Genomic DNA, 26,521 nt, shown 5'->3' on the forward strand with positions numbered 1-26,521 from the left:
CCCATGAGCACCCGCACCAGCCGCGTGCTGCACCGCTCGCTCCGCGAAACGCCGCCCAAGGCGATCGGCGGCGAGGGCGTCTATCTCTTCGCCGAGGACGGACGCCGGGTGATCGATGCGTCCGGCGGCGCCGCGGTCTCCTGCCTCGGGCACCAGCATCCGCGCGTGATCGCGGCGATTGCCAAGCAGGCCTCGACGCTGGCCTATGCCCATACCGCCTTTTTCTCGTCCGAGCCGGCCGAGGCGCTCGCCGAAAGGCTGGTCGGCCACGAGCCCGGCGGCCTCGGTTACGCCTATTTCGTCAGCGGCGGGTCGGAGGCGATCGAGGCCAGCATCAAGCTGGCGCGGCAATATTTCATCGAACGCGGCGAGCCGCAGCGGCAGCATTTCATTGCGCGGCGGCAGAGCTATCACGGCAACACGCTCGGCGCGCTCGCCGCCGGCGGCAATGCCTGGCGCCGCGCGCCCTATGCGCCGCTGCTCTCGGCCGCGTTCAGCCATGTGACGCCGGCCTTCGCGTATCACGAGAAGCACGACGGCGAGACCGATGCGCAGTTCGTCGCGCGCCTCGCCGCGGAGCTCGAGGCCGAGTTCCAGCGGCTTGGTCCCGACACGGTCGCAGCGTTCCTGGCCGAGCCCGTCGTTGGCGCTACCGCCGGCGCCGTGACGGCACCGGACGGCTATTTCAAGGCGATGCGCGAGATCTGCGACCGCCATGGCGCGCTGCTCATTCTCGACGAGGTCATGAGCGGCATGGGCCGTACCGGCACGATGCATGCCTGGGAGCAGGAAGGCATCGCGCCTGACATTCAGACGATCGCAAAGGGTCTCGGCGGCGGCTACCAGCCGATCGGCGCGATGCTCGCGAGCAGAGAGATCATCGACACCATCCGGTCAGGCTCCGGCGCGTTCCAGCACGGCCACACTTATCTCGCCCATCCCCTCGCCTGCGCAGCCGCGCTCGCAGTGCAGGATGTGATACGCGAGGACCGCCTGCTCGACCGCGTGAAGGAGCGCGGCAAGCAGCTCGAGCAGAGGCTGACCGAGCGCTTCGGCAATCACCGCCATGTCGGCGACATCAGGGGGCGCGGCCTGTTCTGGGCGATCGAGCTCGTCGCCGATCGCGCCAGCCGCACCTCGTTCGACCCGGCGCTCAAGCTGCACCAGAAGATCAAGGCGGAGGCCTTTGCCGGCGGGCTCGGCTGCTATCCCGGCGGCGGTACCGTGGACGGCGTCCGCGGCGACCATGTGCTGTTGGCGCCGCCCTATATCGCTTCGGCAGACGAGATCGATCAGATCGTCGACAAGCTCGGCACGGCCGTCGACAACGTGTTGCGTAGTGTCAATCACTGAGGGGAGAGTAGAATGAGGAAAGTGGTTATCGCAGCGGGCGTGCTCGCGGCATCACGGTTGTCGCATCGGCGGCGACGCTGGACACGGTGAAGAGCCGCGGCACGCTGGTGTGCGGCGTCAGCGCCGGCTTTGCCGGTTTCTCGGCACCGGACTCGCAAGGCAATTACAAAGGTCTCGACGTCGACTATTGCCGCGCGCTCGCAGCCGGCGTGCTCGGAGATGCCAGCAAGGTGCGCTACGTCTCGCTGACCGCGCAGAACCGCTTCACTGCGCTGCAATCGGGCGAGATCGACGTGCTCTATCGCAACTCGACCCAGACCTATTTGCGCGGCGTCACGCTGGGCCTGCGTCAGGGTCCGATCAACTTCTACGACGGCCAGGGCTTTGTCGTGAAGAAGGACCTCGGCGTGAAGGAGCTGAAGGATCTCAAGGGCGCCACCGTCTGCGTCGCGCAGGGCACCACTCATGAGGTCACGCTCGGCGATTACGGCCGCGCCAACGGCATCGACTGGAAGCCGCTGGTGTTCGACCGCGTCGACACCATGTACCAGACCTTCTTCGGCGGCCGCTGCGATGCCATGACCCAGGATGCCTCGGCGCTTGCCGGCGCCGTCACGACCGCGGCGCCGAACCCGGCCGATTACGTCGTGCTGCCGCAGACCATCAGCAAGGAGCCGCTCGGCCCCTTCACCCGCAACGGCGACGAAGTCTGGAGCGACATCATCACCTGGCTGCATTACGGCCTGATCGAGGCTGAAGAGCTCGGCGTCACGCAAGCCAATGTCGAGGAGATGACGAAGTCGCAGACCCCCGCGATCCAGCGCCTGCTGGGCGCCACCGGCGATCTCGGCTCGCGGCTCGGGCTGGACAACAAATGGCTGGTCATCGCGATCAAGGCCACCGGCAATTACGGCGAGATCTACGAGCGCAATGTCGGCAAGGCGAGCCCGCTCAAGCTCGAGCGCGGCCTCAACGGCCTCTGGAGCAAGGGCGGCTTGATGTACGCCGTGCCGTTCAAGTAAGGAAGCTCTCACCCCACCCCTCTCCCCGTAAGAACGGGGAGAGGGAGACGAGACATACGATGCGTATCGCCCTGATCCACGCCCTCAAGCACTCCATCGCCCCGATCGAGGCGGCATTCGCGCAGGCGTGGCCGGAGGCGCGGCTGATGAATCTGCTCGACGACAGCCTGTCGGCGGATCTGGCCCGCGACGGCGCACTCAACGATGCTATGACCGGGCGTTTCCTCGCGCTCGGCGACTATGCAGCGGCGACCGGAGCCAATGCGATCCTGTTCACCTGCTCAGCCTTTGGTCCCTGCATCGAAGCGGTGGCGCGGGCGCATGCGCCGATGCCGGTGCTCAAGCCCAACGAAGCGATGATCGAGCGGGCCGTGACGATGGGCAAGCGGATCGGCCTGCTCTCGACCTTTCCGCCGACGCTGGTGTCGATGCCGCCGGAGTTTCCCGCCGCCGTCCAGATCGTGCCGAAGCTCGCCGAGGGCGCGCTGGCGGCGCTCGACCGCGGGGACCGCGCCACGCACGACCGGCTGATTGTCGAAGCATCAAAAGACCTGCGCGATTGCGACGTCATTGCGCTGGCGCAGTTCAGTATCGCGTCGACGGCCCCGCTGGTCGCGGAGGCCACCGGCCGTCCCGTGGTGACAACGCCTGACAGCGCAGTCGAGAAGCTCATGAGGCTGCTGAAGGCGAAAGCCTAAGCGCCGGCCTTCTTCTGGCGCCGCGCGTCCTTGATCGCGACCGCGAGCGCCGCCTTCGTCTCGTTGACAAAATCCTCGACCAGCTCCTCACGCGTGGCGTGCGCCGACTCGCCGGTGAACAGGCCCTGCTCGGCCAGCATCACCACGCCGTGCAGCGCGGCCCAGATCTTCAGGGCCTGCCGCTCGCGCAAATAGCCAACGGCGGGCGATTCCAGCGCTTCGATCACGAGCCCGAACGTCTCGCGCGTCGCCGCGTGCAGCTCGCTGTCCTTGGCCGCGCATGACACGATGCGGGATGCGAACATCAACCGGTAGATGCCGTTGCGGCGCAGGCCGAAATCGAGCGTCGCCTGCGCCAGGCGCGACAGCTTCGATTGCTTCGACGGTTTCGCCATCGCCTCGCGCAGGATCGCGCTGAGCTGCCGGAACGCTTCGGCCGTCGCCGCCGCAAGCAGCGCCTCGCGATCGGCAAAGTGCCGGTATGGCGCCGGCTGCGAGACGCCGAGCTGCTTTGCCAGCGCCTTGATGCTGATTGCTTCCACCCCGCCCTGCTCCGCCTCGCGCAACGCGGCCTTGATCAGAGCGTCGCGGAGATCGCCGTGATGGTAGGTCTTCTCGGGCTTGCGAGCGAGTTGTGAGCGCATGTTGCGGTCAAGCCTATAAGTTTGCGCTTGACAGGGGAAGCCTGTCGCGAATGTAATAGCATATAACTTAGAATAAGCCGCAAATGTCGCGGACAAGATAGACACGAGGAACGCGCCGCCCTTCCGGCCCCGCGCATACGACCGAGGAAGCCGCCATGACAGAGCGACTGAGGGTTCACGTCGATCCCGACAAGTGCCAGGGCCACGCACGGTGCAAGGCGCTCGCGCCGGAGCTGTTCGAGCTCGACGAATACGGCAACGCCCATGAGGCTGGCGATGGCGTCGTTCCACCGGGCCTCGAAGACAAGGCCTGGCTTGCCAAATCCAACTGCCCGGAAATCGCAATCGATGTGATCGAAGAGTAGCGGGGAGCTCCCCGCGCCCCGCGAGTTGCCAACGAACGCGAGCTACAAGGGATTTTCGAGATGTCCGACGTCAGCCAGCCCGCCGCCCATCCGCCCGTGACCGACTGGGTCCATGATTTCGACCACACCGACCCGCAATGGACTGACGACCCCTTCCCGATCTGGGAAGAACTGCGCGCCGCCAGTCCCGTCGTACATACCGAGCGGTTCCTCGGCTGCTACATGCCGACGACCTACGAAGCTGTGCGCGCGATCGCCAATGACACCGAGCATTTCTCCTCCCGCCGCATCATCGTCCGTGACGTACGGCCGGAAATCACCAGCAGGAACGCGGCCCCGCCGATCACGTCCGATCCGCCCGTGCACAAGCCGGCCAAGCAGCTGCTGCTGCCGCCTTTCACACCGGACGCGATGAAAAAGCTCGAGCCGCGGGTGCGCGCCATCTGCAACGAGCTGATCGACGGATTCATCGCCGAGGGCCGGATCGATGCGGCGGACCGCTACACCAAGCACATCCCGGTGCGCGCAATCGCGCACATGCTCGGCATTCCCGAGACCGACAGCGACCTCTTCATCAACTGGATCCACATGATCCTCGAGCTCGGCATCAAGGACGAGAACGTGCTGCTCCAGGCGGTGCAGGAGATGAGCGCCTATTTCAGCGGACACATCGAGGAGCGCAAGAACAAGCCGACCAACGACCTGATCTCCTATTTGATGAATGCGAAGGACAAGGAGGGCAATCCGCTCGAGGATTCCCACGTGCTGGGCTCGCTGCGGCTGCTCCTGATCGCCGGCATCGACACCACCTGGAGCGCGATCGGCTCCTCGCTCTGGCATCTGGCCAAAACGCCTGTTGACCGCGAGCGGCTGATCGCCGAGCCCGGGCTGATCCCGACCGCGGTGGAGGAATTGTTGCGCGCCTATTCGCCCGTCACGATGGCCCGCGAGGTGGTCAAGGAGACCACGATCTCGGGCTGCCCGGTCAAGACGGGCAACATGGTGCTGCTGTCCTTCCCGGCCGCCAACCGGGACCCAAAAATGTTTCCGGACGCTGACAAAGTCGTGATCGACCGCCGCGAGAACCGCCACGCCGCTTTCGGCCTCGGCATCCACCGCTGCGTCGGTTCCAATCTTGCGCGCATGGAGATGCAGGTGGCGCTGGAGGAATGGCTGAAGCGGATTCCGGACTTCGCCCTGGATCCGGCAGGCACCGTGACCTGGTCCCAGGGCACGGTGAGAGGCCCCCGCCAGTTGCCATTTTTGCTGGGAAAGGCGATGTAGACCTTTCCGACAGAGATACGGAGAGGCCGGACGTGACTGAGCAAGCAATCCAACCGGCCTCCGACCACATTGACCTCGCCGACGCCGAACGCCGGATCAAGGCGATCTTCATCGGCTCGATCGGCAATCTCGTCGAGTGGTACGACTTCTACGCCTACACCGCGTTTGCGCTCTATTTCGCCCCGGCGTTCTTCCCCGGCAATGACCCCGTCGTACAGCAATTGAATGTCGCCGTGGTGTTCGCGGCGACCTTCCTGATGCGCCCGCTGGGCGGCTGGTTCTTCGGCTACCTCGCCGACCATTTCGGCCGGCGCATCTCGCTGACCCTGTCGGTCGTCTTCATGTGCTTCGGCTCGCTGATCATCGCGCTGACGCCGACCTATGCGACGATCGGATTCGCAGCGCCGGTGATCCTGGCGCTCGCCCGCATCATCGAGGGCCTCAGCCTCGGCGGCGAATACGGCGCCAGCGCCACTTACCTCAGCGAAGTTGCCGACCCCAGGCATCGCGGCTTCTATTCGAGCTTCCAGTACGTCACGCTGATCGGCGGCCAACTCACCGCGATCATCGTGCTCCTGCTCCTGCAAAAGGTCTTCCTCACGCCGGAGGAACTGAAGGCCTGGGGCTGGCGCATCCCGTTCGCGATCGGTGCGGCGCTCGCGATTTTTGCCGCAGTGATGCGGCGCAATCTGCACGAGACCGAGGCCTTCGAGGAAGCCAAGAAGGTCGTGAAGCCGACCGGCTCGCTCGCTAATCTGCTGCGCTATCCGCGCGAGCTGCTGCTGGTGGTCGGCCTCACCGCCGGCGGCACCGCGGCGTTCTACACTTTCACCACCTACATGCAGACCTTCGTCAAGCTCTCGGTCGGATTGACCGAGGACCAGACGACTTTCGTGATCTTCGGCACGCTGATCTTCGCCACCATCCTGCAGCCGATCTACGGCGCGATCTCCGACAAGATCGGCCGCAAGCCGCTTTTGATCTTCTTCGGTGTCGCCGGCACGCTCGCGACCGTGCCGCTGCTGATGACGTTGAAGGAGACCAAGTCGCCGTTCATGGCCTTCATCCTGATCTGCTGCGCCTGGCTGTTCGTCGCCGGCTACACCTCGATCAACGCGGTGGTGAAGGCCGAGCTGTTCCCGACCAATGTCCGGGCGCTCGGCGTCGGCCTGCCCTATGCGATCACGGTCTCCATTTTCGGCGGCACCGCGCCGGCGATCGCGCTCTATTTCAAGAGCATCGGGCACGAGGACTGGTTCTATTACTATCTCGCGGGCATTATCTGCCTGTCGCTGATCATCTATTCCACCATGCGCGACACCAAGCACGCCTCCGCGATGCATCGCCACGAGTAGCCCATTTCACGAGTAGCCTATGGCTGACGAGACGCCATCCGACAGCAAGCTGACGCGCACCAAGGAGAAATGGGCGCGCGAGGGCCGCTTCCTCACCGGCAAGGTCACGCGTCCGGAGGACCAGCGTCTGCCGCCGGGCCAGCATCTGACAAACGACTGGCCGGTGCTCGATCTCGGCGTCGTGCCGCCGGTGTCGCGCGAGCGCTGGCGGCTCGACGTCTACGGCGCGGTCGACAATCCCGTGTTCTGGAGCTTCGCCGAATTCGCTGCTCAGAAGCAGGCGCAATTCACCTCCGACATCCACTGCGTGACCACCTGGTCACGCTACGACAACCATTGGGAAGGGCTCGCGACGCGCGAGCTGCTCGAAGCCTGCCGGCCGCGCGAGGATGCACGCTTCGTCGTGCTGCATTCCTATGACGGCTACACCACCAATCTTGCGCTGCAAGATTTTGCCGCCGAGGACGCCCTACTTGCCCATAGCTGGTCCGGCCAGCCGCTATCCGACGAGCATGGCGGCCCGGTACGGCTCGTGGTGCCGCATCTGTATTTCTGGAAGAGCGCCAAATGGCTTCAGGCCATCGAATTCCTGACCGAGGACGCGCCGGGTTTCTGGGAAGTCCGCGGCTATCATAACCGCGGCGATCCCTGGGCCGAGCAGCGCTATTCGGGCGATTAGACTTCGAACAAGAGCGGGGAAGAACCATGGCAACGGAGCGCTTTCAATTCACCGGCGAAGATGGCCATCAGCTCGCGGCCGCGCTGGAATTGCCGGACGGCGAGCCCGCGGCTTACGCGCTGTTCGCGCACTGTTTCACCTGCGGCAAGGACACGCTGGCGGCCAAGCGCATCTCGGTCGCGCTCGCCGCCAGGGGCATCGCCGTGCTGCGCTTCGACTTCACCGGGCTCGGCTCCAGCGAAGGCGATTTTGCCAATTCGACGTTCTCCTCCAACGTCGCCGATCTCGTGCGCGCCGCCGATCATTTGCGCAGCGTCCGCAAGGCGCCGTCGATCCTGATCGGCCACAGCCTCGGCGGCGCCGCGATCCTCGCGGCAGCCGGGAAGATCCCCGAAGCCAGGGCGGTCGCGACCATCGCGGCGCCGTCCGATCCGGCTCATGTCACGGGTCTCTTCAAGGAGCATCTCGACAACATCCGCGCGCAGGGCGAGGTCGAGGTCTCGCTCGCAGGGCGACCGTTCCGGATCAAGCGCGAATTCCTCGACGACATCGTCGAGCACGAGCTGATGAAGGACGTCACCGGCCTACACAAGGCGCTGCTGGTGATGCATTCGCCTGTCGACGACACCGTCGGCATCGACAACGCCACAAAGATTTTCCTTGCGGCAAAGCACCCCAAGAGCTTCGTCTCGCTGGATCACGCCGATCATCTGCTGACCAAGCCGGCCGACGCGCTCTACGCAGCCGATGTGATCACGGCCTGGGCGAGCCGCTACATCGATACGGCAAAGCCCGCGCCGACAATGGACCTCGCCGAAGAGCCTCGCAAGGTGGTGGTTCAGGAGACCCGCAAGAGCAAGTTCAACCAGATCATCACCGTGGGCCCGCATCATCTGGTCGCGGACGAACCGAAGGCTGCCGGCGGCGAGGATGCCGGTCCGGGACCTTACGACTTCCTGCTCGCCGGTCTCGGCGCCTGCACCTCCATGACCATGCGCCTCTATGCCGACCGCAAGTCGCTGCCGCTCGATCGCGTCACGGTGACGCTGAAACATTCAAAAATCTACGCCAAGGACTGCGCGGAGTGCGAGATGCGGGACGGCATGCTCGACCAGATCGAGCGCGATATCGCGATGGACGGCGCACTCGACGCCGAGCAGCGCAAGAAACTGATGGAGATCGCCGACAAGTGCCCGGTGCACCGGACGCTGACGTCCGAGATCCGCATCGTGACCAAGGCCGTGGATTAGCGCCTAAAGCGAAATGGCCTTAATTTGAATCGACCGCCCGCGGGCTTGTTCGAACCTCTCCCGCTTGCGGGAGAGGTCGGCGCGAAGCGCCGGGTGAGGGCTTTCTCCTCTTGGGGGTTCTTCGTGGTGGAGACACCCTCTCCCCAACCCTCTCCCGCAAGCGGGAGAGGGAGCGCACCTCCTCCGTTGCCGCATCAAGCCTATCTCCATGCTCTAGAAGCACGACGCCATCGTCCGCAGCGCCGCGCTGATCTCGCTCTCGCGCCACGCCGCAAAGCCGAGCAGCAGGCCGTGATCGCGCGGCCGGCCAAGCGCAAGACTCGATAAGGCGCGCGTCTCGACACCCGCGGCGACGAGCCTCTTCACGGCCGCCTGATCGGCCCGGCCGCGCTTGAGGCGCGCGACGAGCTGGATGCCGCCGGAGGGCACCTCGACCGCAAGCACCTCGCCGAGTTGGCGCTCCAGTCCCGCGACGAGATGATCGCGGCGCGCATGATACAACCGGCGCAGCCGGCGCAGATGCGCGAGGAAGTGGCCGTCGGCAATGAACTCCGCCAATGCTTCCTGGATGTGGCTGGCGGCGATCAGCCCGATGTGCCGCTGCGCGATCTCGAGGGTGCTGACCAGCGCCGGCGGCGCGACGAGATAGCCGAGCCGGATATCCGCCGTCATCGCCTTGGCGAAGGTGCCGACATAGAAGACACGGCCATGGGCATCGAGCCCTTGCAGGGCCGGCACGGGGCGGCTGTCGTAGTGGAATTCGCCGTCGTAATCGTCCTCGACGATCCAGGTCTTGCCGGCCTTGCTCAGCCCAAGAAATTCGGTGCGGCGCGCCAGCGACATCAGCCGTCCGGTCGGATGCTGATGCGACGGCGTCATGAAGACGAGCTTTGGCGCCGACAGTCCCGGTATCCGCTGCATGCCCTGCTCGTCCAGCCTGATGCCGGTCACGCGCGCGCCGGATGCACGGAAGGCGGCCGCCGCGCCGGGATAGCCGGGATCCTCGACCCAGACCTCGTCACCGGGCGAGATCAGCGCGGCCGCGATCAAGGTCAGCGCGGCCTGCGCGCTCGGCAGGATCAGGATCTGGTCCGCCCTGGCGCGAACGCCCCTGCTGGTCGCGAGATAATGCGCGAGCGATTCGCGCAGGCGCGGCCGGTTGATCGGTCCAAGCTCACGCCTCGCCGCACGCCCGGCACTGCGGCGCAGGCAGCGCGCCCAGACCTCGTTCGGAAACTCCCGGAAATCGCCGTGTCCCGGACGCAACGGTTTTAGCAGCGCCTGATAGGACATCGGCCAGTCGGTCTGCTTGAGTTTTGCCGCCCATGGCGAGAGCCGCGGCTTGCCGATACGCGCACCTGCGGCGCTCGCCGCTTTGCCGGGCTCGCCGCCATCGACCGTGACGACCGGACGGCGTCCGTGCGATGCCTCGAGATATCCCTCGGCGGCGAGTTGCTCGAACGCATAGGTGACGGTGTTGCGCGAGACGCCGAGATCGCTGGCGAGGCGGCGGCTCGACGGCAGCACACGGCCTTTGCCGAGACGGCCGCTCGCGATCAGGCGGCGGAGCTGGCTGGTGAGCTGCGCCATCAGCCCCTGCTCGTCGGCCCGGTTCAGGGCGATCATGGCGGAGATCACACCGTCTGAAACTGGCACCTTATTATTCTCCGATCTGGCACTTTTTCTGGTGCCAGCGACGATGCTATCCGGCGCACTGGACTGCTTCAAGGACCTCCGCGATGAACTCCCTGTCACCCCGTGCGGCCATCGGCCTGTTCCTGATCGTCGTCGTGGCCTGGGGCGTGAACTGGTCGGTGACGAAGCAGCTGGTCCAGTTCTTTCCGCCGCTGTGGACGTCAGCGATCCGGAGCTGGATCGCGCTGGCCGGATTGTTCGTGATCCTCGGACTGAGCAACAATCTGGTGATCCCGGAGCGGCGCGACATGCCGGTGGTGCTGAGCGTGGCGCTGCTGCACATGACGATATTCTCGGTCCTGGTTGCGGCCGGTGTGCGCTTCCTGCCCGCGGGCAAGGCCATCGTGCTCGGCTACACCACCCCGCTCTGGGTCGCGATCGCCGCGCCGTTGCTGGGGAAGGATACCTTGACTGCGCCAAAGCTCGCCGGCGCGCTGCTTGGATTGATCGGCCTCGCCGTGATCCTGAACCCGACATCGATCGACTGGACCAACATCAACGTCCTCATTGGTGCCGGCATGGTCATCCTGGCCGCGATCTCCTGGGCGGCGAACATCATCTATATCCGCGCGCATCGCTGGATCGCCTCACCGCTGCAGCTTCTGATCTGGCAGGTGCTCGTCGCGCGTGCTGACAGTCAGCGCGACGGTCGCTGATGGGCTGCCGCACGCGGAATGGTCGTGGAAGCTCGTGCTGCTATTTCTGTATTCCGGTCTGATCGGGACAGCGCTGGCCTATTGGGCGATGTCGATGGTCAACAAGAGCATCTCGGCGTTGACGACCTCGCTCGGCACCACTGGGACGCCGCTCGTCGGCATCGCCGCCGCCGCGATCCTGCTGGGTGAGCCGATCGACATCAGCCTTGCGATCGCCGCCGGACTGATCGTGACTGGCATCGCTCTTGCGACGCTCGGCGACCGCCTGCTGCGCGGTCAGGCCACCGCGAGCGGCTGAACGCGCAAGCTCCCGCGCAGGCCGGCCGTGGTGCCGAGCAGAATGCCGGCGACGGCGACGAACGAGCCCAGCGCGAGCGTCGATAGGCCCGTAAGCCCCTGCCCGATCGAGCAACCGAACGCCATCACGCCGCCGATGCCCATCAGTGCAGCGCCGCCGCCTGAACGCAGCATGTGGCGCGGCGAGGAATAGCCTTCGAGATGGAAGCGGCCGGTGGCGAGTGCAGTGACCAAGCTACCGGTGAAGACGCCGGCGACCGTCGCGATGCCGAAATTGAGCGTCAGGCCGGTCGAGAGCATCGCGTATTGCAGGCTATCGGCGATCGGCGCAATGAAGGTCAGCGACGTCACCGGCACGGGGTTGAAGTCGTCGGCACCGAGGTAGCCGGTGACGTACCAGCCGCCAGCGACGAGAAGACCGACGATGATTCCCGCCGCGATCTGGCCCGGCGAGCGGCGGAACGGCGGATGGGCGAAGGCGAACAGGACCAGCGCAAGAACGATCGCGGCAGCGGCCAGCGCGCGCGCAACCGCCTCCGTGAAACCGAGCGTCGCCAGCAGCGACGGCAGCGAGTTCGCATTGACGGTCATCTGCGAAGCCTGAACCATCGCGATGCGCGCAGGTGCGACCAAGCCCTTCAGCGTCATCTGCGCGGCGATCCCCAGCACGATCACGACGACGAAGGAGCGGAGATTGCCGCGGCCGAGCAGCACCAGCGCGCGCGAGCCGCAGCCATTCGACAGCACCATGCCGTAGCCGAACAGCAGGCCGCCGAGGAACAGCACGGGCACCGAAAAGGTTGGTTGCAGATAGATCGACTTGCCGAGATCGACCATGCCGTTGCCGGCAAGGAGCTGGCTCGCCGCGATCGCGACCGCGATCGCCAATGCATAAGAGCGCACCAGCCGCCCGTCTCCCTTCGTCAGCCAGCCGCGCATGCTGCTCATCAGGCAGAAGCCGCTAAGGAGGCCGACGGCGCCGTAGACGAGGCCGATGACGAGACCGGCGAGGACGACGAGTTGGGTGGGTTCCATCTGTAGTTCTCAGACCTCTCCGCGTACTCCGTCATTGCGAGCGTAGCGAAGCAATCCAGACTCCCACCGCCGAAAGACCCTGGATTGCTTCGCTACGCTCGCAATGACGAGCCTCATGGCCGCAGAATTATTCTGTCGCGCGACGAGCCGGCGACGGCAGCGTATGCTTCCTTCGCGCGCTCCAGCGGATAGATCGCGTTCGCCTTGATCGGGAATGGCTTGAGGTGGCCGCTGGCAAAGCCCGGGCCGAGATCGCGCAGCACCGCACCTGTCGTGGCCGAGGACAGCCCAAGCGTGTCGATGCCGACATAGGTGTGCTGCCCGCGATAGAATTCGAGGATGTTGAACTGCACGATGCGGTCGATCGCGGCGATCAGGATTTGGCGGCCGCGAAGAGCAAGCGACTTGTGTGCGGCCTGGAAGTAGGGATCGCCGACCGTGTTGAAGACGACGTCCGCACCCTTGCCGCCGGTCAGTTCGCGCACGCGCGTGGCGACATCGGTCGCGGAGGCGTCGATCACTTCGATGGGCGCGTTGGCGTGACCTTCGTAAGCTTCCGCCTTGCGCACCACGCCGATGACGCGCGCGCCCTGCCAGGTCGCGATCTGCACGGCGGCCTGGCCGACCTTGCCGTTGACGCCGAACACCAGCACGGTGTCGCCGCTCTTCGGCACGCCGGCGCGGCGAAAGCCCTCCATCGCGGTCACGAAGGGCACGCCGATGCCGGCGGCCTCCTCCCAGGACACCGTCTTGGGCTTCTCCACGACCGCATCGGCCTCGACGACGAGATGGCTTGCGTGGGTACCGTCGCGGCGGATGCCGAGATCGCCGGAGGAGCCGAACACTTCGCGTCCCATCGTGCCGGCCGGTCCGTCGATCACCACGCCGGCATAGTCGCGGCCCGGTGTGCGCGGGAACACGGCATAGGGCATCAGCCCGGTCGCAGCCTTGACGTCGGACGGGTTGACGGCAGCAGCCTTCACCTCGATCAGGAGATCATTGGGACCGCGCGCCAGCGTATGGTGCTCGACCACCGGCGCAAGCGCGCCGGCATTCTCGGCCTTGGCATTGAGGCGCACGCAGCGCGCTTCGATGGCTTTGGGATCGGCTGATGACATGGAAAGACCCGCGATTTCTCGCGGGCCTTGTCGCCCCTGGGGGCGGTCAAGTCAATCCGTCAAGTCAGTCCTTGGGCCGCTTGTCGTAGAGGCGCTTGGCCTTGCCGAGCGAGCGCTCCAGCGTGGCCGGCGCGACCACCTGGACCCTGGAGCTGATGCCGATCGTATTCTTGATATGGGTCGAGACCCGGTCGGCATGGTCGACGAGGCCCCGGCCGTCCCAGCTCTCGGGCCGCGCCTCGGCGATGATGGTCAGCTCGTCCATGCGGCCCTCTCGGGTGAGCTCCAGGATGAAATGGCCGCCGCACCAGTCGGTCGCGAGCAGGACCTCCTCGATCTGGGTCGGGAACAGATTGACGCCGCGCAGGATGATCATGTCGTCGGAGCGGCCCGTCACCTTCTCCATGCGCCGCATGCCCGGACGCGCCGTGCCCGGCAGCAGCCGCGTCAGGTCGCGGGTGCGATAGCGGATCACCGGAAAGGCCTCCTTGGTGAGGGAGGTGAAGACGAGCTCGCCCTTCTCGCCATCGGGCAGCACCGCACCGGTCTCGGGATCGATCACCTCCGGATAGAAATGGTCCTCCCAGATGTGCAGGCCGTCCTTGGTCTCGATGCATTCCTGCGCGACGCCGGGACCGATCACCTCGGACAGGCCATAGATGTCGGTCGCGTCCATGTCGAAGGCATCCTCGATCTCGCCGCGCATCGCGTTGGTCCAGGGCTCGGCACCGAAGATACCGACCTTGAGCGAGCACTGGCGCGGATCGAGCTTCTGACGCTTGAACTCGTCGAGGATCGCGAGCATGTAGCTCGGCGTCACCGTGATGATGTCGGGCCTGAAGTCGTTGATGAGCTGCACCTGCCGCTCGGTCATGCCGCCGGAGATCGGCACCACCGTGCAGCCGAGCTTTTCGGCGCCGTAGTGAACGCCGAGACCGCCGGTGAAGAGGCCGTAGCCATAGGCGTTGTGGATGATCATGCCGGTGCGGCCGCCGGCGGCGCGGATCGAGCGCGCCATCACCTCGGACCAGGTGTCGATGTCGCGCTGGGTGTAGCCGACGACGATCGGCTTGCCCGTGGTGCCCGAAGAGGCATGCACGCGCACCAGCTTCTCGCGCGGCACCGCGAACATGTTGAAGGGGTAGTTGTCGCGGAGATCCGTCTTCACCGTGAACGGGAATTTCGCGAGATCGGAGAGCTCGCGAAAGTCGGACGGATGCGCGTCGGCCTTGTCGAACGCCTTGCGATAATGCGCGACGTTGTCGTAGGCGTGCTTCAACGACCAGGCAAGGCGCTGCGTCTGCAACGCCATGATCTCGTCGCGTGACGCACGCTCATGCGCGTCCATCTCGGCACTATAGGCGTTGCCACCTTCCTTGAGCCTCGTCAGAGCCATCCTCGTTTCCCCACATTGATTTGTTCTTTTCTTTATTGATCCTGCGCGGGCAGCCATGTGCCGGGAATGACACGGGAATGCCCGCGGAATTCCGCGATGACGGAGTCGCCGACGGTAACGCGCACATCGTAGATGCCGGAGCGGCCGCCACGGGTCACCTCGCGCGCCTTCGCGACGAGGCGGTCGCCGAGCCTGCCGGGCTTGATGAAGGTGATCTGCCCCTGCGCCGCCACCACGCGCTCGTTGTGCGAGTTGCAGGCGAACGCAAAGGCAGAATCGGCGAGCGTGAAGATGAAGCCGCCATGGGCGATGCGCTGGCCGTTGACCATGTCCGGCCGCACCGTCATCGCGAGCGTCGCAAAGCCCGGGCCGATCTCGACGATCTCCATGCCGAGACCTTTGGATGCATCGTCCTCCGCCCACATCGCATCAGCGCAGGCGCGCGCAATATCCTGAGGTGACAGGGCGGCTTTGACGTTCACGCGCTTCTCCCGGTCAATCGTTTGCTCATGATGTTCTGCTGCCTGGTCAAAACTGTCAAACGTGGTCGTAGTCGACCACGACGCGCGCGGAGGCTGGCTTGGCCTGGCAGGTCAGGACAAAGCCGGCCTTCAGCTCCCATGGTTCCAGCGAATAGTTGAGGTCCATCGGCGCCTCACCCTCGACCAGCTTGGCGCGGCAGGTCGAGCACATGCCGCCCTTGCAGGCGAAGGGCAGATCGACGCCGGCGCGCAACGCGGCATCGAGGATCGCTTCGTCCTCGGCGACCGGCACGTCGCGGCGCTTGCCGTCGATGATCAGGGAGGCGATCGCCTTCGGCGGCGCATCGGGCGCAACGGCCTTCTTCGGCCGCGGCTTGCCGCCGAACTCGGAGACGAAACGCTCGACGTGGATGCACTCATCCGCGATGCCGAGATCGCGGCAGGTCACTTCGATCTCCTCGCTCATGCCGAGGGGACCGCAGATGAAGACGTGGTCGACGCTTGTTGCCGGCACCAGCGAGCGCAGCAGCACCCTCACCTTGTCGCCATCGAGCCGGCCATGCAGGATCGGGATGTCCTGCTCCTCGCCGGAGATGACGTGGAAGAGCGAGAGACGATCGATGAAACGATCCTTGAGCTCCTCGAGCGCCTCGAGGAACATGATGTTGTCGGTGGCGCGGTTGCCATAGAACAGGAAGAAGCGGCTGTGCGGCTCGCGCGCGAGGATGCCCTTGACGATCGACAGGATCGGCGTGATGCCGGAGCCCGCGGCGAAGCCGACATGGATGCGCCCCGCTTCGGCAGGCGGAACCACGCCAAATCGCCCCGTGGGCGTCATGACGTCGAGCTCATCGCCGCATTTCAATTCGTCCGCCGCCCAGTTCGAAAACGCACCGCCGTCGACCTTCTTCACGGCGATACGGATCTCGCCGTCATCAGGGCCGGAGCAGATCGAATAGGAGCGGCGCACCTCTTCGCCGTCGAGCATGGTGCGGAGGGTGAGGTACTGGCCGGGCGTGAAGGCGTAGTCGTCGGCGAGTTCACCGGGGATGGTGAAGGTCATTGAAACCGCATCCGACGCCTCGCGGCGGAGATCGGCGACGGCCAGACGATGGAAGCGTGGTGCGGCTGCGGACATGGTCAATGACACTTGAAATAATCGAAGGGTTCGCGGCAGGCCTTGCAGCGCCACAGCGCCTTGCACGAGGTCGAGCCGAACTCGGACAGCAGCTCGGTCTTGTCGGAGCCGCATTGCGGACATGCGACGGCCTGCGCACCGAACAGCGCGCGGCGCGAGTGCGAAGCCTGAGGCGGTGCGATGCCGTAGGCGCGCAGCTTCTCGCGGCCCTCCTCGCTCATCCAGTCGGTGGTCCAGGCCGGCGACAGCACCGTGCGCACCTTCGGGCGACGAAAGCCGGCACGCTCCAGCGCGACCTCGATTTCGAGCGCGATCATGTTCATGGCCGGGCAGCCTGAATAGGTCGGCGTGATCGCGACCTCGACGCGGTCGCCGTCGATGACGACATCGCGGAGCACGCCGAGATCGGCGATGGTCAGCACAGGAATTTCGGGATCGACCACGCTCGCCGCGGCATCCCAGGCGCGCCGGCGCAGCTCGCTGTCACGGTCCAGCACCGTCACCATGTGAGCCCCGGAAACGTTCGCTGCATCGATTGCAGCTCGGACAGGAGATGGCCAAGATGCTCGCTGTGCCGGCCGGCGCGGCCACCCTGCTGCGTCCAGTCGTTCTGCGGCAGCGCGAGCGTGGCTTCGCCGACGACATCAGAGAGAATTGTCAGCCAACGGCCGCGCAAGGTCCCGGGATCGACGGCGATACCGGCATGAATCAGCGCGCGCTCGCCATCATCGACGACGAACATCTCGCCGTTGAAGGCCCAGAGGTGATCGATCGCAGCCTGCGCACGTCGATGGCTTTCGTCCGTGCCGTCGCCGAGCCGGATGATCCATTCCGACGCGTGGCGCAAATGATAGGCGCTCTCCTTCTCCGACTTGGCGGCGATGGCCGCGAGCGTCGCATCGCGCGAAGTCATCATCGCGCGCCAGTAGAGATCGGCGAAGGCGGAATAGAAGAACTGCCGCACCAGGGTCTGGGCGAAGTCGCCATTAGGCTGCTCGACCAGCAGCAGGTTGCGGTACTGCCTGACGTCACGCAGGTAAGCGAGCTTGTCCTCGTCGTTGTCCCTGCCTTCAACCTTGGCGGCATAAGTGTACAGCTCGCGAGCCTGGCCGATCAGGTCGAGCGCGATGTTGGAGAGCGCCATGTCCTCTTCCAGCATCGGCGCATGCCCGCACCATTCCGACAGCCTGTGGCCGAGGATCAGCGCATCATCGGCCCGGCGCAGCGCGTAGAGCACCAGCGGCGCTTCGGAGACCTGGATGTTGGCGGTCGCCATCACATGTGCCCCACTTCTTCCGGCACCTCATAGAAGGTCGGGTGCCGGTAGATCTTGGATTCCGCCGGCTCGAACATCATGCCCTTCTCTGCGGGATCGCTCGCGGTGATCGCGGTCGAGGGCACGACCCAGATCGACAGGCCCTCGCCGCGCCGGGTGTAGATATCGCGGGCGGCTTGCAGCGCCATGGTCGCATCGCTCGCATGCAGCGAGCCGACATGCTTGTGCGCGAGCCCGTTGCGGCTGCGTATGAAGACTTCCCACAGCGGTGTATTCGGCGTGGCCATATTGATCTCCCTATTCCGCGGCTTGCGCGGTCCGACGCTGCGCGCGCTTGGCCGCGTAAGCGGCCGCCGCCTCGCGCACCCAGGCGCCATCGTCGTGTGCCTTGCGGCGCGCGGCCATGCGATCGCGGTTGCAGGGGCCGTTGCCGGCGAGCACCTGCTTGAACTCGGTCCAGTCGATCTCGCTGTAGCGCCAGTGCCCTTCCGCATCCTGCGTCATGCCGGGATCGGGAATGGTGAGGCCGAGATATTGCGCCTGCGGGACGGTGGCATCGACGAATTTCTGGCGCAGCTCGTCGTTGGAGAAGCGCTTGATCTTCCACTTGGTCGAAGTGTCGCTGTGCTGGCTCGTGGCATCGGGCGGGCCGAACATCATCAGCACCGGCCACCACCAGCGGTTCAGCGCGTCCTGCGCCATCGCCTTCTGCTCGTCCGAGCCGCGGCACAGCGTCAGCATGATCTCGTAGCCCTGGCGCTGATGGAACGACTCCTCCTTACAAACGCGGATCATCGCGCGCGCATAGGGACCATAGGAGCAGCGGCACAGCGGGATCTGGTTCATGATCGCGGCGCCGTCGACCAGCCAGCCGATCGTGCCGATATCGGCCCAGGTCAGCGTCGGATAGTTGAAGATCGAGGAATACTTGGCTTTCCCTGCGAGCATCGCATCGACCAGCTCCTCGCGCGAGGTGCCGAGCGTCTCGGCCGCGGCGTAGAGATAAAGCCCATGGCCGCACTCGTCCTGCACCTTGGCGAGCAACGCGGCCTTGCGGCGCAAGGTCGGCGCGCGCGTGATCCAATTGCCTTCGGGCAGCATCCCGACGATTTCGGAATGGGCGTGCTGGGAGATCTGGCGGGTCAGCGTCTTGCGATAGGCCGCCGGCATCCAGTCGTTCGGCTCGATGCGCTCCTCGGCATCGATGCGGGCCTGGAACTGCGCGGCTTTGCCTGCGTCCTCCAGACCGCGATCGTCGGTCTCGGCCGTGTTCAGCGCCTGGGTGTACATGCGCGTCCTCCCGTTTTATTGGGAGGCAATATATAACAGAAATTATGTCATGCAAGATATTTCTGTAACATATAAATCAGGCCTCGAACCTCCTTTCCAGGAGCTTTCGGGCGGGCGGCAGCGGCCCCTTTTCGTTGGTTCCGTGGCCATCAAGCCATTGTTCGGACGGGGCAAGCAGCGCGCGATAGATCTCGCCGCAGAGCGCGCGGGCCGCCCTGCCCGGCCAGTCCGTCGGCAGCAGGCTCTCGGGCAGCAGCGGATCGCGCAGCACGACACGGCGGTAGTAGTGGATCAAGAGGATGCGCGCGGTGAACGCTTCAGCCTCGGACAGATCCGTGCCGCGCGCGATCGCGGCGCGCAGCGGCTCAAAGGTCTTCATGAATTTCAGATAGGCGTCCGCGGTGCGCTCCAGCGGCCAGCTCGCGCTGAGCAGGCGGCGGCCATTGTCGTCCTCGGCGGCGACTTCGAGACGGATCGCACCCGCAGCTTCGTCCGGCACCGGCACACCCGATGGCGCCACCCATACGCCTGGCAGCGGGCTGCCGAAACCGGCGTTGCGCAGCGCTTCGCGCGAGACGTCGCGGTCCTCGCCATTGCCGATCAGCAGCAGCTCGAAGCGTCCGGTCCAGTCCGACGGCGGTGGATCGTAGATGTGGCGCGTCGCGGCTTCAAACGTCTGGCGCCCCTTGTCGGCGAGGCGATAGAAACTGTTGCGGCCGACCTTTTCGCGCGTCAGCCAGCCATCGGCGGCAAGCCGCGACATCGCGGTGCGCACCACGCCGCTGTCGATGTCGAGGCCTTCGAAGAACTCCAGCAGCGTGCCGAGCCACACCACACCGCCGCGTGGCACGATGGCATCGCCGAACACGGTGATGACGATGGAGCCGGTGCGCGACGGCTCGCGCTTGAGCTGGTCGATGATGCGGGACAACGGATGCGCCATGCGCGAGGCATAGCGCGTTTGGTGCGGGCGCGACAATGGACGGCAGCGACGCTTCCTCTTCTCCTTCGCCCCGCTTGCGGGGAGAAGGTCGGGATGAGGGGGACCCTCCGCACGTTCGGTGAGAGTTGGACTCGTGGAGACTCCCCTCACCCGGATCGCATCTCCGATGCGATCCGACCTCTCCCCGCAAGCGGGGCGAGGTGAAGAGAAGTGCTACCGATGCGGATCGGGATAGGCCAGGCTGCGCCAGCCGCTGCGATCGAACGGGCGCCACTGGCCTTCCTTCTGCGCGAGGCGGTCGGCGACGGCGTAGACCGCGGCGGGATGGTGGCCCATGCCGCAATGGCTGCTCTCGACCTCGATGCTCTCGGTCTGCGCGCCCGACTTCTCCATGCAGCCTTGCCAGGCGCAGACACCGTCGGTGCGGCTGAAGATGGCAGAGGTCGGCACCGGCGGCGGCACGGCGAGCTCGCCGCCGAAGCATGGATCGACCTCGTCAGCGCGGCGGCCGCTCGCCCATTCATAGACGCGCCAGGCATTGGTCGATCGGGGGTTACCGGCGAAGGGGCTGCCGAGCGTGATCACCTGGCGCACGCGCTCCGGCATCATCTTGGCGAGCTGGCGCGCGTAGAGGCCGCCCAGGCTCCAGCCGACGAGGCTGATCTTGCGGCCGTGCTTGTCGTTGAGCTCCTCGACCAGATCGACCATCGCATGCTGCACACCCGGCCGCAGGCCGTAATTGCGGCCCTGGCGCCAGCCGCTCACCGCATAGCCCTTGCTGGTCAGGAACGTGCGTAGCGCGCGCGTGGACGCGTCGGAGGCCACGAGGCCCGGCAGCACCAGCACCGGATGCCCATCGCCGCGCGGCGCGAGGCTTAGGAGCGGCAGCGCGCCGAGGAATGCGCCGAACTCGTGGATCGCGCGCCCTTCCAAGAACATCAGAGTACGGGACGGTGGACGCAGCGTCTGGGCAGTAGCGGTCATCAATGGATCCCCTGGAGAAGGCGCCGGTCGCGATGCCGGCAATGGGCATGAATTCCAATACGCCGGCTTCTTGAACGTTCCGCAGCGCAACATGAATCAGCTAGGCGGCCGGTTCCGGATATTCAAGCGGGAGAGACGCGAAGCGACAATAGGTCCGCACGTTAATGCTAACGGCCGTGACGCAAAAGTCACAGCAATCGAAGCAGGAATTCTACGGAGTATAGCGCAAGACCGGCGAGGCCGCCGATCAGCGAGCCGTTGAAGCGGATGTATTGCAGGTCGCGGCCGATGTTGATTTCGATCAGCGAAATCAGCTGCGTCATATTCCACGCCTTGACCTGGTCGGAGATGAAGGTCGAGACGCCGCTCTTCTGGTCGGCGACGAAGCTGCGCAGCACCGTCACGAGACCCTGGTTGATCTCGCCGCGCAGCTCGGCATCGCCGGCGAGCGCCTCGCCAGCCGAAACGAACATGCCGGCAAGATGATGCTGCAAAACCTGCGTCTCGCCACTCGCGCTGCGCTCGATGAAGGAGCGCGTGTTGGCCCAGACAGTGCGGGCGAGATCTGCAAGCTCGGGGCGCGCGAGCAGGTCACGCTTCAAGCCGTCGATGCGGTCGATATAGGCTTGGTCGGTGCCGAGGCGATCGACGAAGCTGAGCACCATGCGGTCGAACTCACCGCGGAACGGATGCTTGGGATCGCTGCGCACCTCGTTGAAGAACGCGGTGGCGGACGACACGATCTTGTTCACCAGAAACTTGTCGGCGCGATAGAGATTGAGCAGGGTCGGCAGCTCCGCGCGCACCTTGTCGCGGATCATCGCCATCGTCTCTTTCTGGGTCAGCGTCTCGTGCATCACCCGCAGGAGATCGTCGAACAGGATCTGATGCCGCCCCTCCGCCACGAAGCCGCGCAACGTGCCGGCCGCGAGCGGCGCAAGGTCGATGGCCTGGAGCTGCGAGGACATGCGGCGGATGATGAAGGTCATCAGGCCGGAGCTTTCCGTCGCGGAGACGGCTTCCGGCAGCAGGCGCAGCGCGAAACGCGCAAGGTCATCGCTTCGCTTGCGGTCGCGCAGCCAGTCGGCGACGAAGGAGCCGAAATCGATCTCCTTCAGCTTGGCCTCGACGGGACCCGCCTCGAGGAAATGCACCTGGATGAACTCGCCGAGCTTGTCGGCGATGCGGGCCTGGTTGCTCTGGATGATTGCGGTATGCGGGATCGGCAGGCCGAGCGGCCGCTTGAACAGTGCGACCACCGCATACCAGTCGGCGAGCCCGCCGATGGTCGCGGCCTCCGCGAAGGCGGCGATGAAGCCGAACACGGGATGCACGGGCAGCAGCCATTTTGCGACGATGAACAGCGCCAGCGTCGAGGCCAGCACCAGCGTCGCCAAGGCCTTGACGCGGCGCAGCTCGGCAGCGCGTTCGGCATCGCCGGGAGTGTCGAAGGAGAAGGTGGCGGGTGCGTTCATGGCTGCATCACAGTACTCGTCATTGCGAGCGAAGCGAAGCAATCCAGCCCGCCCCCGTGGAAAGACTCTGGATTGCTTCGTCGCAGCAGCGCAAAATTGCTTTGCAATTTTGTCGCGGGCTCCTCGCAATGACGGCGGCGCAAAACAAAAAACAAAAGGCCCGCCGAAGCGGGCCTCATATTCAGTTGCTACTCAGGCGGCCAAATCAGGCGGTCTTGGTGTAGACCTTGGCAAAGTTGTCCTGAGCGGACTTCGCACCATTGGCGGCGAGCTTGCCGAGATAGTCGGCGGTCGCCTTGGCGCGCGAGACGAACACTTCGCCGCGGGCGCGGAGCAGGCTCGACTGGATCTCGACGGCTTCGCTGACCGACTTGGCGGACGCGAGCTTGTCGATACCCGAGAAGAACGCCTCGGCGTCCTCGTAGATCGCATGCTGAATGTTGCGGCTGATCTTGCCGGCCTCAGTGACGGACTCGGTCACCGCGTTCTCGACGGCGGCGGTCACGCGCTCGGAGCCAGCGAACACCTCGGCAGCACGGTCCTTGGCGGTGTTGGCGGTCTTCTTGACGAATTCGCGGGCGGCCTCGGGAACTTCCAGGTTCTGGATGTTCTTGAAAGCGTCCTTGAAGCCCTCGAAAGCAGTGTTGGTTTCAGTGGTCATGGGGTTCTCTCCATCCTCATTGGGTTGAGCTATGGGCTCACCCCGTCCGCATTGGCCCGGGGCACGACCTATATGGCATAGTTAATTGTGCGATGCAATATTCCTATTGCACTGCGATATCACGAGATCGTGAACAGCCTTAACAGAAGGCATCCTGATGCCTCCCTGCCCAATCGGGTTCCCAAGAGGCCGGGCGGTGCTGCGAGTACTGGACGCCCCCTTTCAGTGCTGGACGGCGCCCGGCAGACCATAGGCCTCCATCTGGGCCTGGACCTGCGCAATGTTGTGGCCGAGCACCACGATGTCGTGGGTCTTGCCGTCGACGTCCCGGACATGGTCGCGCAGAAGAGCCTCGGCCTTGAAGCCGAGGCTCTCGAACAGCGCGATCGCCGCCTGCTGGTCCACGGTCATCTGGACGGAGAGTTTTTCGAGGCCCGCCCCTAGAGCGAGCGCAAAGGTCTCCTGCGATACCGCCTTTCCGACGCCCTTCCCGCGCACGTCGGGCGAGACCACCATGCGGATCTCTCCGACATGCGGCGACCAGGAGTGGGGATCGCGCACCAAGGTGCCGCAGCCGACGACCCTGCCGTCCTTGACGGCGAGCAGGCTCTGAATCGCGCCGCGCTCGATCTCCTTGACCCAGGCCGACAGCACCTTCGGCTCGCTGATATTACGCGGCAGGAACAACAGGTCATGGGTCGGTAGGCCCTTGCCGAAGGCCAGCACCGCGGCCTCGTCCGCGGGCGACATCAGGCGGATCTCGATCTCGCCGGCCTCGGTCTTGACGTCACGCGGATAGGAACGCTGCTCGCTCATGTCGATCTCTTCCCCAGCCAGGAATCCAGTTTCGGCCACAGCCGCTTCACCGCGTTGGCGCCGGCGACCAGCGAGACGTGACCGCCTTTCAGCATCACCTCTTCCTTGTCCTCGGACCCGATCTTGGCGATCAGGTGCTTTGCGGCGTCATAAGGCACGATGTGATCGTGCTCGGCGACCGCATGCAGGATCGGCACCTTGATGTCTTCGAGCTTCGCCGCGCGGCCGCCGACCGACATGGTGTCGTTGAACAGCTTGTTGTCCCACATCAGATCCTTGGTGATGGTGCGGAAATATTCGCCCGCCAGCGGCAGCGTGTCGGTCGCCCAGCGGTCGAACATCCGGTACGACTTCACGAACTCGTCGTTCCAGATGTTTTCCCAGAGCTGGATCTGGCTCACCGTGCGCGAGGCCGGACGCAGCATCTCGAACGAGGACAGGATCATCTCCGGCGGCACATTGCCGACGCTGTCGACGAGGCGGTCGACGTCGAAATAGCGGCGGTCGGAGAAGTTCGAGAACAGCTTCATTTCGCGGAAGTCGATCGGCGTGGTGAAGCAGATCAAATTCTTCATCGGCCCGTCCTTGAAGATCGAGCCGTAAAGCAGCGACAGCACGCCGCCGAAGCAGTAGCCGACGACGGAGACATCCTGCTCGCCGGAATCGGCCTGCACGCGGCGGACGCAGTCCGGGATGAAGTCGAGGACATAGTCCTCCATGCGCAGGCTCTTCTCCTCCGGCCGCGGCGCACTCCAGTCGAGCATGTAGACGTCATAGCCCCGCTTCAGCAGGAACTCGATGAAGCTCTGGCCGGGCACGAGGTCGAGAATGTAGCCGCGGTTGGTGGTCGCCATCACGATCAGCACCGGCACGCGGTAGATCTCGTCCGACATCGGCCGGTAATGATAGAGGCTCATGGTGCCGCGCGAATGCAGCACGTCCTTCGGCGTCGAGCCGAGCGTCGGACCGGAGGTGGAGAAATATTCGACGCCCTTGATGCTGCGCATGATGGCGCGCTGCACTTCGGACTGGATGCGCTCCGGGATCCCTGCGAAATCAAGTCCCGTCGGCGCGTTCATTTTTGCTCTCCGCCTTCGGACGGCGGACGTTTCGTGCGCGGCGGCCGCGGCACGGCGCCAACCTGCTCTGCGCCCGAATTGGCCGACATCTGGCTCAACATCGACTTGATCTCGCCGATCTGACCTTCGATCGACTGGAGCCGTTCGGCGATACCGGTCATCTGCTCGCGGCTCGGCAGGTTCATGGAGAGCAGGTATTTCTCCATGAGATCGCCGAATTGCTTCTGAGCACCTGCAGCAACGCCGCCGGCGCGGTTCATCGCCTGCGAGAATTCGGGCGTCTCCATGGCCTTGGTGGCGAAGGAGTTGAAACCCTTCTCCATCTCGCCAACCATCTTCTGCCACAAGGCGACCGGATCGGTGATCTTGTCGGTCATCAGCGTCCTCCCAATGTGGAGGGCTTTGCACCCTTCTTGTCTCGCCATACCACACCGTTGCGCGGTGCCGGTCAACCGGCAAGCCGCGGATGCGATCTCGCGCACGCGGCTTCTTCGCGGAACAAAACCGTGCGATACAGCATCGATCAGCAGGAGGGACCGCGCCCGTGACCACCCATCAGCCGCCCCACACCGTCCGCGCCAACGGCATCGACATCTGCTACGAGATCTTCGGCAACGACAACGCCGAGCCGCTGCTGCTGATCATGGGGCTCGGCGCGCAGATGATCCATTGGGACGACGGGTTCTGCGAGCAGCTCGCCGCACGCGGCTTTCGCGTGATCCGCTTCGACAATCGCGACATCGGCAAGTCGAGCCATCTCACCGGCGGCAAGCGCCTGACGCCGCTCGAACTGCTGAAACTGCGCTTCCTCAGGATCCCCGTCGCCGCGCCCTACAAGCTGATCGACATGGCCAGGGACACGGTCGGCCTGATGGATGCGCTCGGCATCAAGTCGGCGCATCTCGTCGGTGCCTCCATGGGCGGCATGATCGCGCAGGAGGTGACGCTGTCGTTTCCGCAGCGCGTGCGCTCGCTGACCTCGATCATGTCGACGACGGGCAATCCGCGCGTGCCGCCGCCGACGCGCGAGGCCGCCGCCATGCTGATGGCACCGCCGCCGCGCAGCAAGGAGGAGTTCATGGTCCGCTTCGGCGAGACCTGGAAGGTGCTCCGCGCCGGGTCCTTTCCGGAAGAGGAAGCGCTCGATCCCGGCCGCGCCGAGCGCGTGTTTGCACGCGGTCTCAATCCGGCCGGCGTCGGCCGCCAGCTCCGCGCCGTGCTCGCCTCCGGCAGCCGCAAGGAGCGGCTGCACAGCGTCAAGACGCCGACGCTGGTGATCCATGGCACGGTCGATCCGCTGGTGCGGCCCGAAGGCGGCAAGGACACGGCAGCGTCCATTCCCGGCGCCAAGCTGCTGATGATCGAGGGCATGGGTCACGCGCTGCCGATGCGCTTCTGGCCGGAGATCATCGCCGCCATCGACAAGCACGCGCATGGCGCGGCGGCGAAGGCGGCGTAGACCGGTCAGTCTCCTCTCGGTGACCATGTGAGCTGCCGGTTACTCTCTTAACGCACGCCGGCGCGAAAGCT

At 65.2% G+C, this 26,521-nt stretch carries 28 protein-coding genes and 1 pseudogene; 11 read left to right on the forward strand and 18 right to left on the reverse strand.

What is annotated here, in order from left to right; all coding sequences use genetic code 11:
• Positions 1 to 3: 3 nt before the first annotated feature.
• The 3 genes and pseudogenes from QA642_RS34480 to QA642_RS34490 all read left to right on the forward strand — a co-directional run bounded on the left by QA642_RS34480 (position 4) and on the right by QA642_RS34490 (position 3,073).
• Entirely contained in the window at positions 4 to 1,353 is a 1,350-nt protein-coding gene (locus QA642_RS34480) for an aspartate aminotransferase family protein (protein ID WP_283080867.1), read from the forward strand.
• A gap of 12 nt (positions 1,354 to 1,365) precedes the next feature.
• A pseudogene (locus tag QA642_RS34485) lies at positions 1,366 to 2,375 on the forward strand (amino acid ABC transporter substrate-binding protein).
• Between the two features lie 59 nt (positions 2,376 to 2,434).
• Positions 2,435 to 3,073, forward strand: coding sequence for an aspartate/glutamate racemase family protein (locus QA642_RS34490; RefSeq protein ID WP_283080869.1), 639 nt, complete (start codon positions 2,435 to 2,437; stop codon positions 3,071 to 3,073).
• Here the strand turns inward: QA642_RS34490 and QA642_RS34495 are convergent.
• The gene (locus QA642_RS34495) at positions 3,070 to 3,717 is read right to left on the reverse strand and encodes a TetR/AcrR family transcriptional regulator (protein WP_283080870.1); all 648 of its coding nucleotides are present in this window, start codon (positions 3,715 to 3,717) and stop codon (positions 3,070 to 3,072) included. The genes QA642_RS34490 and QA642_RS34495 overlap by 4 nt on opposite strands.
• 155 nt (positions 3,718 to 3,872) lie before the next feature.
• Here QA642_RS34495 and QA642_RS34500 point away from each other — a divergent pair, with 155 nt between their 5' ends.
• From QA642_RS34500 to QA642_RS34520, 5 genes are read left to right on the forward strand one after another with little or no spacing between them, the layout of a single operon-like run.
• The gene (locus tag QA642_RS34500) at positions 3,873 to 4,082 is read left to right on the forward strand and encodes a ferredoxin (protein ID WP_027558597.1); all 210 of its coding nucleotides are present in this window, start codon (positions 3,873 to 3,875) and stop codon (positions 4,080 to 4,082) included.
• Positions 4,083 to 4,142: 60 nt separating this feature from the next.
• Positions 4,143 to 5,366 carry a cytochrome P450 gene (locus QA642_RS34505; protein WP_283080871.1) on the forward strand — a complete coding sequence of 408 codons (1,224 nt, stop codon included), beginning with the start codon at positions 4,143 to 4,145 and terminating at the stop codon, positions 5,364 to 5,366.
• Between the two features lie 32 nt (positions 5,367 to 5,398).
• The gene (locus QA642_RS34510) at positions 5,399 to 6,721 is read left to right on the forward strand and encodes an MFS transporter (protein WP_283080872.1); all 1,323 of its coding nucleotides are present in this window, start codon (positions 5,399 to 5,401) and stop codon (positions 6,719 to 6,721) included.
• 19 nt (positions 6,722 to 6,740) lie between these two features.
• Positions 6,741 to 7,400, forward strand: coding sequence for a sulfite oxidase-like oxidoreductase (locus QA642_RS34515; RefSeq protein ID WP_283080873.1), 660 nt, complete (start codon positions 6,741 to 6,743; stop codon positions 7,398 to 7,400).
• Positions 7,401 to 7,426: 26 nt separating this feature from the next.
• Positions 7,427 to 8,650, forward strand: coding sequence for a bifunctional alpha/beta hydrolase/OsmC family protein (locus tag QA642_RS34520; protein WP_283080874.1), 1,224 nt, complete (start codon positions 7,427 to 7,429; stop codon positions 8,648 to 8,650).
• Between the two features lie 213 nt (positions 8,651 to 8,863).
• Here the strand turns inward: QA642_RS34520 and QA642_RS34525 are convergent, their stop codons facing one another.
• The gene (locus QA642_RS34525; RefSeq protein ID WP_283087035.1) at positions 8,864 to 10,276 is read right to left on the reverse strand and encodes a PLP-dependent aminotransferase family protein; all 1,413 of its coding nucleotides are present in this window, start codon (positions 10,274 to 10,276) and stop codon (positions 8,864 to 8,866) included.
• Positions 10,277 to 10,389: 113 nt separating this feature from the next.
• Here QA642_RS34525 and QA642_RS34530 point away from each other — a divergent pair, with 113 nt between their 5' ends.
• Both QA642_RS34530 and QA642_RS34535 read left to right on the forward strand, forming a co-directional pair.
• Positions 10,390 to 11,001 carry a DMT family transporter gene (locus tag QA642_RS34530; RefSeq protein WP_283080875.1) on the forward strand — a complete coding sequence of 204 codons (612 nt, stop codon included), beginning with the start codon at positions 10,390 to 10,392 and terminating at the stop codon, positions 10,999 to 11,001.
• Positions 10,973 to 11,299, forward strand: a complete 327-nt coding sequence (locus QA642_RS34535; RefSeq protein WP_283080876.1) for an EamA family transporter — start codon at positions 10,973 to 10,975, stop codon at positions 11,297 to 11,299. The genes QA642_RS34530 and QA642_RS34535 overlap by 29 nt, the downstream gene beginning before the upstream one ends.
• Here QA642_RS34535 and QA642_RS34540 read toward each other — a convergent pair.
• The 16 genes from QA642_RS34540 to QA642_RS34615 all read right to left on the reverse strand — a co-directional run bounded on the left by QA642_RS34540 (position 11,278) and on the right by QA642_RS34615 (position 25,368).
• On the reverse strand, positions 11,278 to 12,333 hold the full coding sequence (locus tag QA642_RS34540; protein ID WP_283080877.1) for a YeeE/YedE family protein: 1,056 nt from the start codon (positions 12,331 to 12,333) through the stop codon (positions 11,278 to 11,280). The two genes, QA642_RS34535 and QA642_RS34540, sit on opposite strands and share 22 nt — an antisense overlap.
• Before the next feature lie 113 nt (positions 12,334 to 12,446).
• The gene (locus tag QA642_RS34545; protein ID WP_283080878.1) at positions 12,447 to 13,451 is read right to left on the reverse strand and encodes a zinc-binding alcohol dehydrogenase family protein; all 1,005 of its coding nucleotides are present in this window, start codon (positions 13,449 to 13,451) and stop codon (positions 12,447 to 12,449) included.
• A 64-nt stretch (positions 13,452 to 13,515) separates the two neighbouring features.
• Positions 13,516 to 14,847, reverse strand: a complete 1,332-nt coding sequence (gene paaK, locus QA642_RS34550; protein ID WP_283080879.1) for a phenylacetate--CoA ligase PaaK — start codon at positions 14,845 to 14,847, stop codon at positions 13,516 to 13,518.
• A gap of 32 nt (positions 14,848 to 14,879) precedes the next feature.
• Positions 14,880 to 15,329: a hydroxyphenylacetyl-CoA thioesterase PaaI gene (gene paaI / locus QA642_RS34555; RefSeq protein WP_283080880.1), complete on the reverse strand. Its 450-nt coding sequence runs from the start codon at positions 15,327 to 15,329 to the stop codon at positions 14,880 to 14,882.
• Positions 15,330 to 15,384: 55 nt separating this feature from the next.
• Positions 15,385 to 16,467, reverse strand: a complete 1,083-nt coding sequence (paaE, locus tag QA642_RS34560; RefSeq protein ID WP_283080881.1) for a 1,2-phenylacetyl-CoA epoxidase subunit PaaE — start codon at positions 16,465 to 16,467, stop codon at positions 15,385 to 15,387.
• A gap of 2 nt (positions 16,468 to 16,469) precedes the next feature.
• Positions 16,470 to 16,973: a 1,2-phenylacetyl-CoA epoxidase subunit PaaD gene (gene paaD / locus QA642_RS34565; protein ID WP_283080882.1), complete on the reverse strand. Its 504-nt coding sequence runs from the start codon at positions 16,971 to 16,973 to the stop codon at positions 16,470 to 16,472.
• Positions 16,967 to 17,743 carry a 1,2-phenylacetyl-CoA epoxidase subunit PaaC gene (gene paaC / locus QA642_RS34570; protein WP_283080883.1) on the reverse strand — a complete coding sequence of 259 codons (777 nt, stop codon included), beginning with the start codon at positions 17,741 to 17,743 and terminating at the stop codon, positions 16,967 to 16,969. The genes paaD and paaC overlap by 7 nt, the downstream gene beginning before the upstream one ends.
• Positions 17,743 to 18,030 (reverse strand): 1,2-phenylacetyl-CoA epoxidase subunit PaaB, encoded by a 288-nt coding sequence (gene paaB, locus QA642_RS34575; RefSeq protein ID WP_008136594.1) that lies wholly within the window; start codon positions 18,028 to 18,030, stop codon positions 17,743 to 17,745. Before paaB ends, paaC begins: the two co-directional genes overlap by 1 nt.
• Positions 18,031 to 18,040: 10 nt before the next feature.
• The gene (gene paaA / locus QA642_RS34580) at positions 18,041 to 19,033 is read right to left on the reverse strand and encodes a 1,2-phenylacetyl-CoA epoxidase subunit PaaA (RefSeq protein ID WP_283080884.1); all 993 of its coding nucleotides are present in this window, start codon (positions 19,031 to 19,033) and stop codon (positions 18,041 to 18,043) included.
• Between the two features lie 76 nt (positions 19,034 to 19,109).
• The gene (gene paaX / locus QA642_RS34585) at positions 19,110 to 19,976 is read right to left on the reverse strand and encodes a phenylacetic acid degradation operon negative regulatory protein PaaX (protein ID WP_283080885.1); all 867 of its coding nucleotides are present in this window, start codon (positions 19,974 to 19,976) and stop codon (positions 19,110 to 19,112) included.
• A 213-nt stretch (positions 19,977 to 20,189) separates the two neighbouring features.
• Entirely contained in the window at positions 20,190 to 20,960 is a 771-nt protein-coding gene (locus tag QA642_RS34590; protein WP_283080886.1) for an alpha/beta hydrolase, read from the reverse strand.
• 188 nt (positions 20,961 to 21,148) lie between these two features.
• On the reverse strand, positions 21,149 to 22,435 hold the full coding sequence (locus tag QA642_RS34595; RefSeq protein WP_283080887.1) for a DUF445 domain-containing protein: 1,287 nt from the start codon (positions 22,433 to 22,435) through the stop codon (positions 21,149 to 21,151).
• A 205-nt stretch (positions 22,436 to 22,640) separates the two neighbouring features.
• Positions 22,641 to 23,096 (reverse strand): phasin, encoded by a 456-nt coding sequence (locus QA642_RS34600; RefSeq protein WP_283080888.1) that lies wholly within the window; start codon positions 23,094 to 23,096, stop codon positions 22,641 to 22,643.
• A gap of 222 nt (positions 23,097 to 23,318) precedes the next feature.
• A complete protein-coding gene (locus QA642_RS34605; RefSeq protein WP_283080889.1) occupies positions 23,319 to 23,912 on the reverse strand; it encodes a GNAT family N-acetyltransferase in 594 nt (197 codons plus the stop codon).
• Positions 23,909 to 24,991: an alpha/beta fold hydrolase gene (locus QA642_RS34610; RefSeq protein WP_283080890.1), complete on the reverse strand. Its 1,083-nt coding sequence runs from the start codon at positions 24,989 to 24,991 to the stop codon at positions 23,909 to 23,911. Before QA642_RS34610 ends, QA642_RS34605 begins: the two co-directional genes overlap by 4 nt.
• The gene (locus tag QA642_RS34615) at positions 24,988 to 25,368 is read right to left on the reverse strand and encodes a hypothetical protein (RefSeq protein ID WP_283080891.1); all 381 of its coding nucleotides are present in this window, start codon (positions 25,366 to 25,368) and stop codon (positions 24,988 to 24,990) included. The genes QA642_RS34610 and QA642_RS34615 overlap by 4 nt, the downstream gene beginning before the upstream one ends.
• Before the next feature lie 167 nt (positions 25,369 to 25,535).
• Here QA642_RS34615 and QA642_RS34620 point away from each other — a divergent pair, with 167 nt between their 5' ends.
• Positions 25,536 to 26,450: an alpha/beta hydrolase gene (locus QA642_RS34620; protein WP_283080892.1), complete on the forward strand. Its 915-nt coding sequence runs from the start codon at positions 25,536 to 25,538 to the stop codon at positions 26,448 to 26,450.
• Positions 26,451 to 26,521: the final 71 nt, after the last annotated feature.

The organism is Bradyrhizobium sp. CB2312 (assembly GCF_029714425.1).
Classification (GTDB): Bacteria; Pseudomonadota; Alphaproteobacteria; order Rhizobiales; family Xanthobacteraceae; genus Bradyrhizobium.

What these genes read in the sequence shown, in the direction of transcription:
- QA642_RS34480 (WP_283080867.1), top strand. Translation starts at nt 4, where the DNA reads ATGAGCACCCGCACCAGCCGCGTGCTGCACCGCTCGCTCCGCGAAACG.
- QA642_RS34490 (WP_283080869.1), top strand. Translation starts at nt 2,435, where the DNA reads ATGCGTATCGCCCTGATCCACGCCCTCAAGCACTCCATCGCCCCGATC.
- QA642_RS34495 (WP_283080870.1), bottom strand. Translation starts at nt 3,717, where the DNA reads ATGCGCTCACAACTCGCTCGCAAGCCCGAGAAGACCTACCATCACGGC.
- QA642_RS34500 (WP_027558597.1), top strand. Translation starts at nt 3,873, where the DNA reads ATGACAGAGCGACTGAGGGTTCACGTCGATCCCGACAAGTGCCAGGGC.
- QA642_RS34505 (WP_283080871.1), top strand. Translation starts at nt 4,143, where the DNA reads ATGTCCGACGTCAGCCAGCCCGCCGCCCATCCGCCCGTGACCGACTGG.
- QA642_RS34515 (WP_283080873.1), top strand. Translation starts at nt 6,741, where the DNA reads ATGGCTGACGAGACGCCATCCGACAGCAAGCTGACGCGCACCAAGGAG.
- QA642_RS34520 (WP_283080874.1), top strand. Translation starts at nt 7,427, where the DNA reads ATGGCAACGGAGCGCTTTCAATTCACCGGCGAAGATGGCCATCAGCTC.
- QA642_RS34525 (WP_283087035.1), bottom strand. Translation starts at nt 10,276, where the DNA reads ATGATCGCCCTGAACCGGGCCGACGAGCAGGGGCTGATGGCGCAGCTC.
- QA642_RS34530 (WP_283080875.1), top strand. Translation starts at nt 10,390, where the DNA reads ATGAACTCCCTGTCACCCCGTGCGGCCATCGGCCTGTTCCTGATCGTC.
- QA642_RS34540 (WP_283080877.1), bottom strand. Translation starts at nt 12,333, where the DNA reads ATGGAACCCACCCAACTCGTCGTCCTCGCCGGTCTCGTCATCGGCCTC.
- QA642_RS34545 (WP_283080878.1), bottom strand. Translation starts at nt 13,451, where the DNA reads ATGTCATCAGCCGATCCCAAAGCCATCGAAGCGCGCTGCGTGCGCCTC.
- paaK (WP_283080879.1), bottom strand. Translation starts at nt 14,847, where the DNA reads ATGGCTCTGACGAGGCTCAAGGAAGGTGGCAACGCCTATAGTGCCGAG.
- paaE (WP_283080881.1), bottom strand. Translation starts at nt 16,467, where the DNA reads ATGTCCGCAGCCGCACCACGCTTCCATCGTCTGGCCGTCGCCGATCTC.
- paaD (WP_283080882.1), bottom strand. Translation starts at nt 16,973, where the DNA reads ATGGTGACGGTGCTGGACCGTGACAGCGAGCTGCGCCGGCGCGCCTGG.
- paaC (WP_283080883.1), bottom strand. Translation starts at nt 17,743, where the DNA reads ATGGCGACCGCCAACATCCAGGTCTCCGAAGCGCCGCTGGTGCTCTAC.
- paaB (WP_008136594.1), bottom strand. Translation starts at nt 18,030, where the DNA reads ATGGCCACGCCGAATACACCGCTGTGGGAAGTCTTCATACGCAGCCGC.
- paaA (WP_283080884.1), bottom strand. Translation starts at nt 19,033, where the DNA reads ATGTACACCCAGGCGCTGAACACGGCCGAGACCGACGATCGCGGTCTG.
- paaX (WP_283080885.1), bottom strand. Translation starts at nt 19,976, where the DNA reads ATGGCGCATCCGTTGTCCCGCATCATCGACCAGCTCAAGCGCGAGCCG.
- QA642_RS34590 (WP_283080886.1), bottom strand. Translation starts at nt 20,960, where the DNA reads ATGACCGCTACTGCCCAGACGCTGCGTCCACCGTCCCGTACTCTGATG.
- QA642_RS34595 (WP_283080887.1), bottom strand. Translation starts at nt 22,435, where the DNA reads ATGAACGCACCCGCCACCTTCTCCTTCGACACTCCCGGCGATGCCGAA.
- QA642_RS34600 (WP_283080888.1), bottom strand. Translation starts at nt 23,096, where the DNA reads ATGACCACTGAAACCAACACTGCTTTCGAGGGCTTCAAGGACGCTTTC.
- QA642_RS34605 (WP_283080889.1), bottom strand. Translation starts at nt 23,912, where the DNA reads ATGAGCGAGCAGCGTTCCTATCCGCGTGACGTCAAGACCGAGGCCGGC.
- QA642_RS34610 (WP_283080890.1), bottom strand. Translation starts at nt 24,991, where the DNA reads ATGAACGCGCCGACGGGACTTGATTTCGCAGGGATCCCGGAGCGCATC.
- QA642_RS34615 (WP_283080891.1), bottom strand. Translation starts at nt 25,368, where the DNA reads ATGACCGACAAGATCACCGATCCGGTCGCCTTGTGGCAGAAGATGGTT.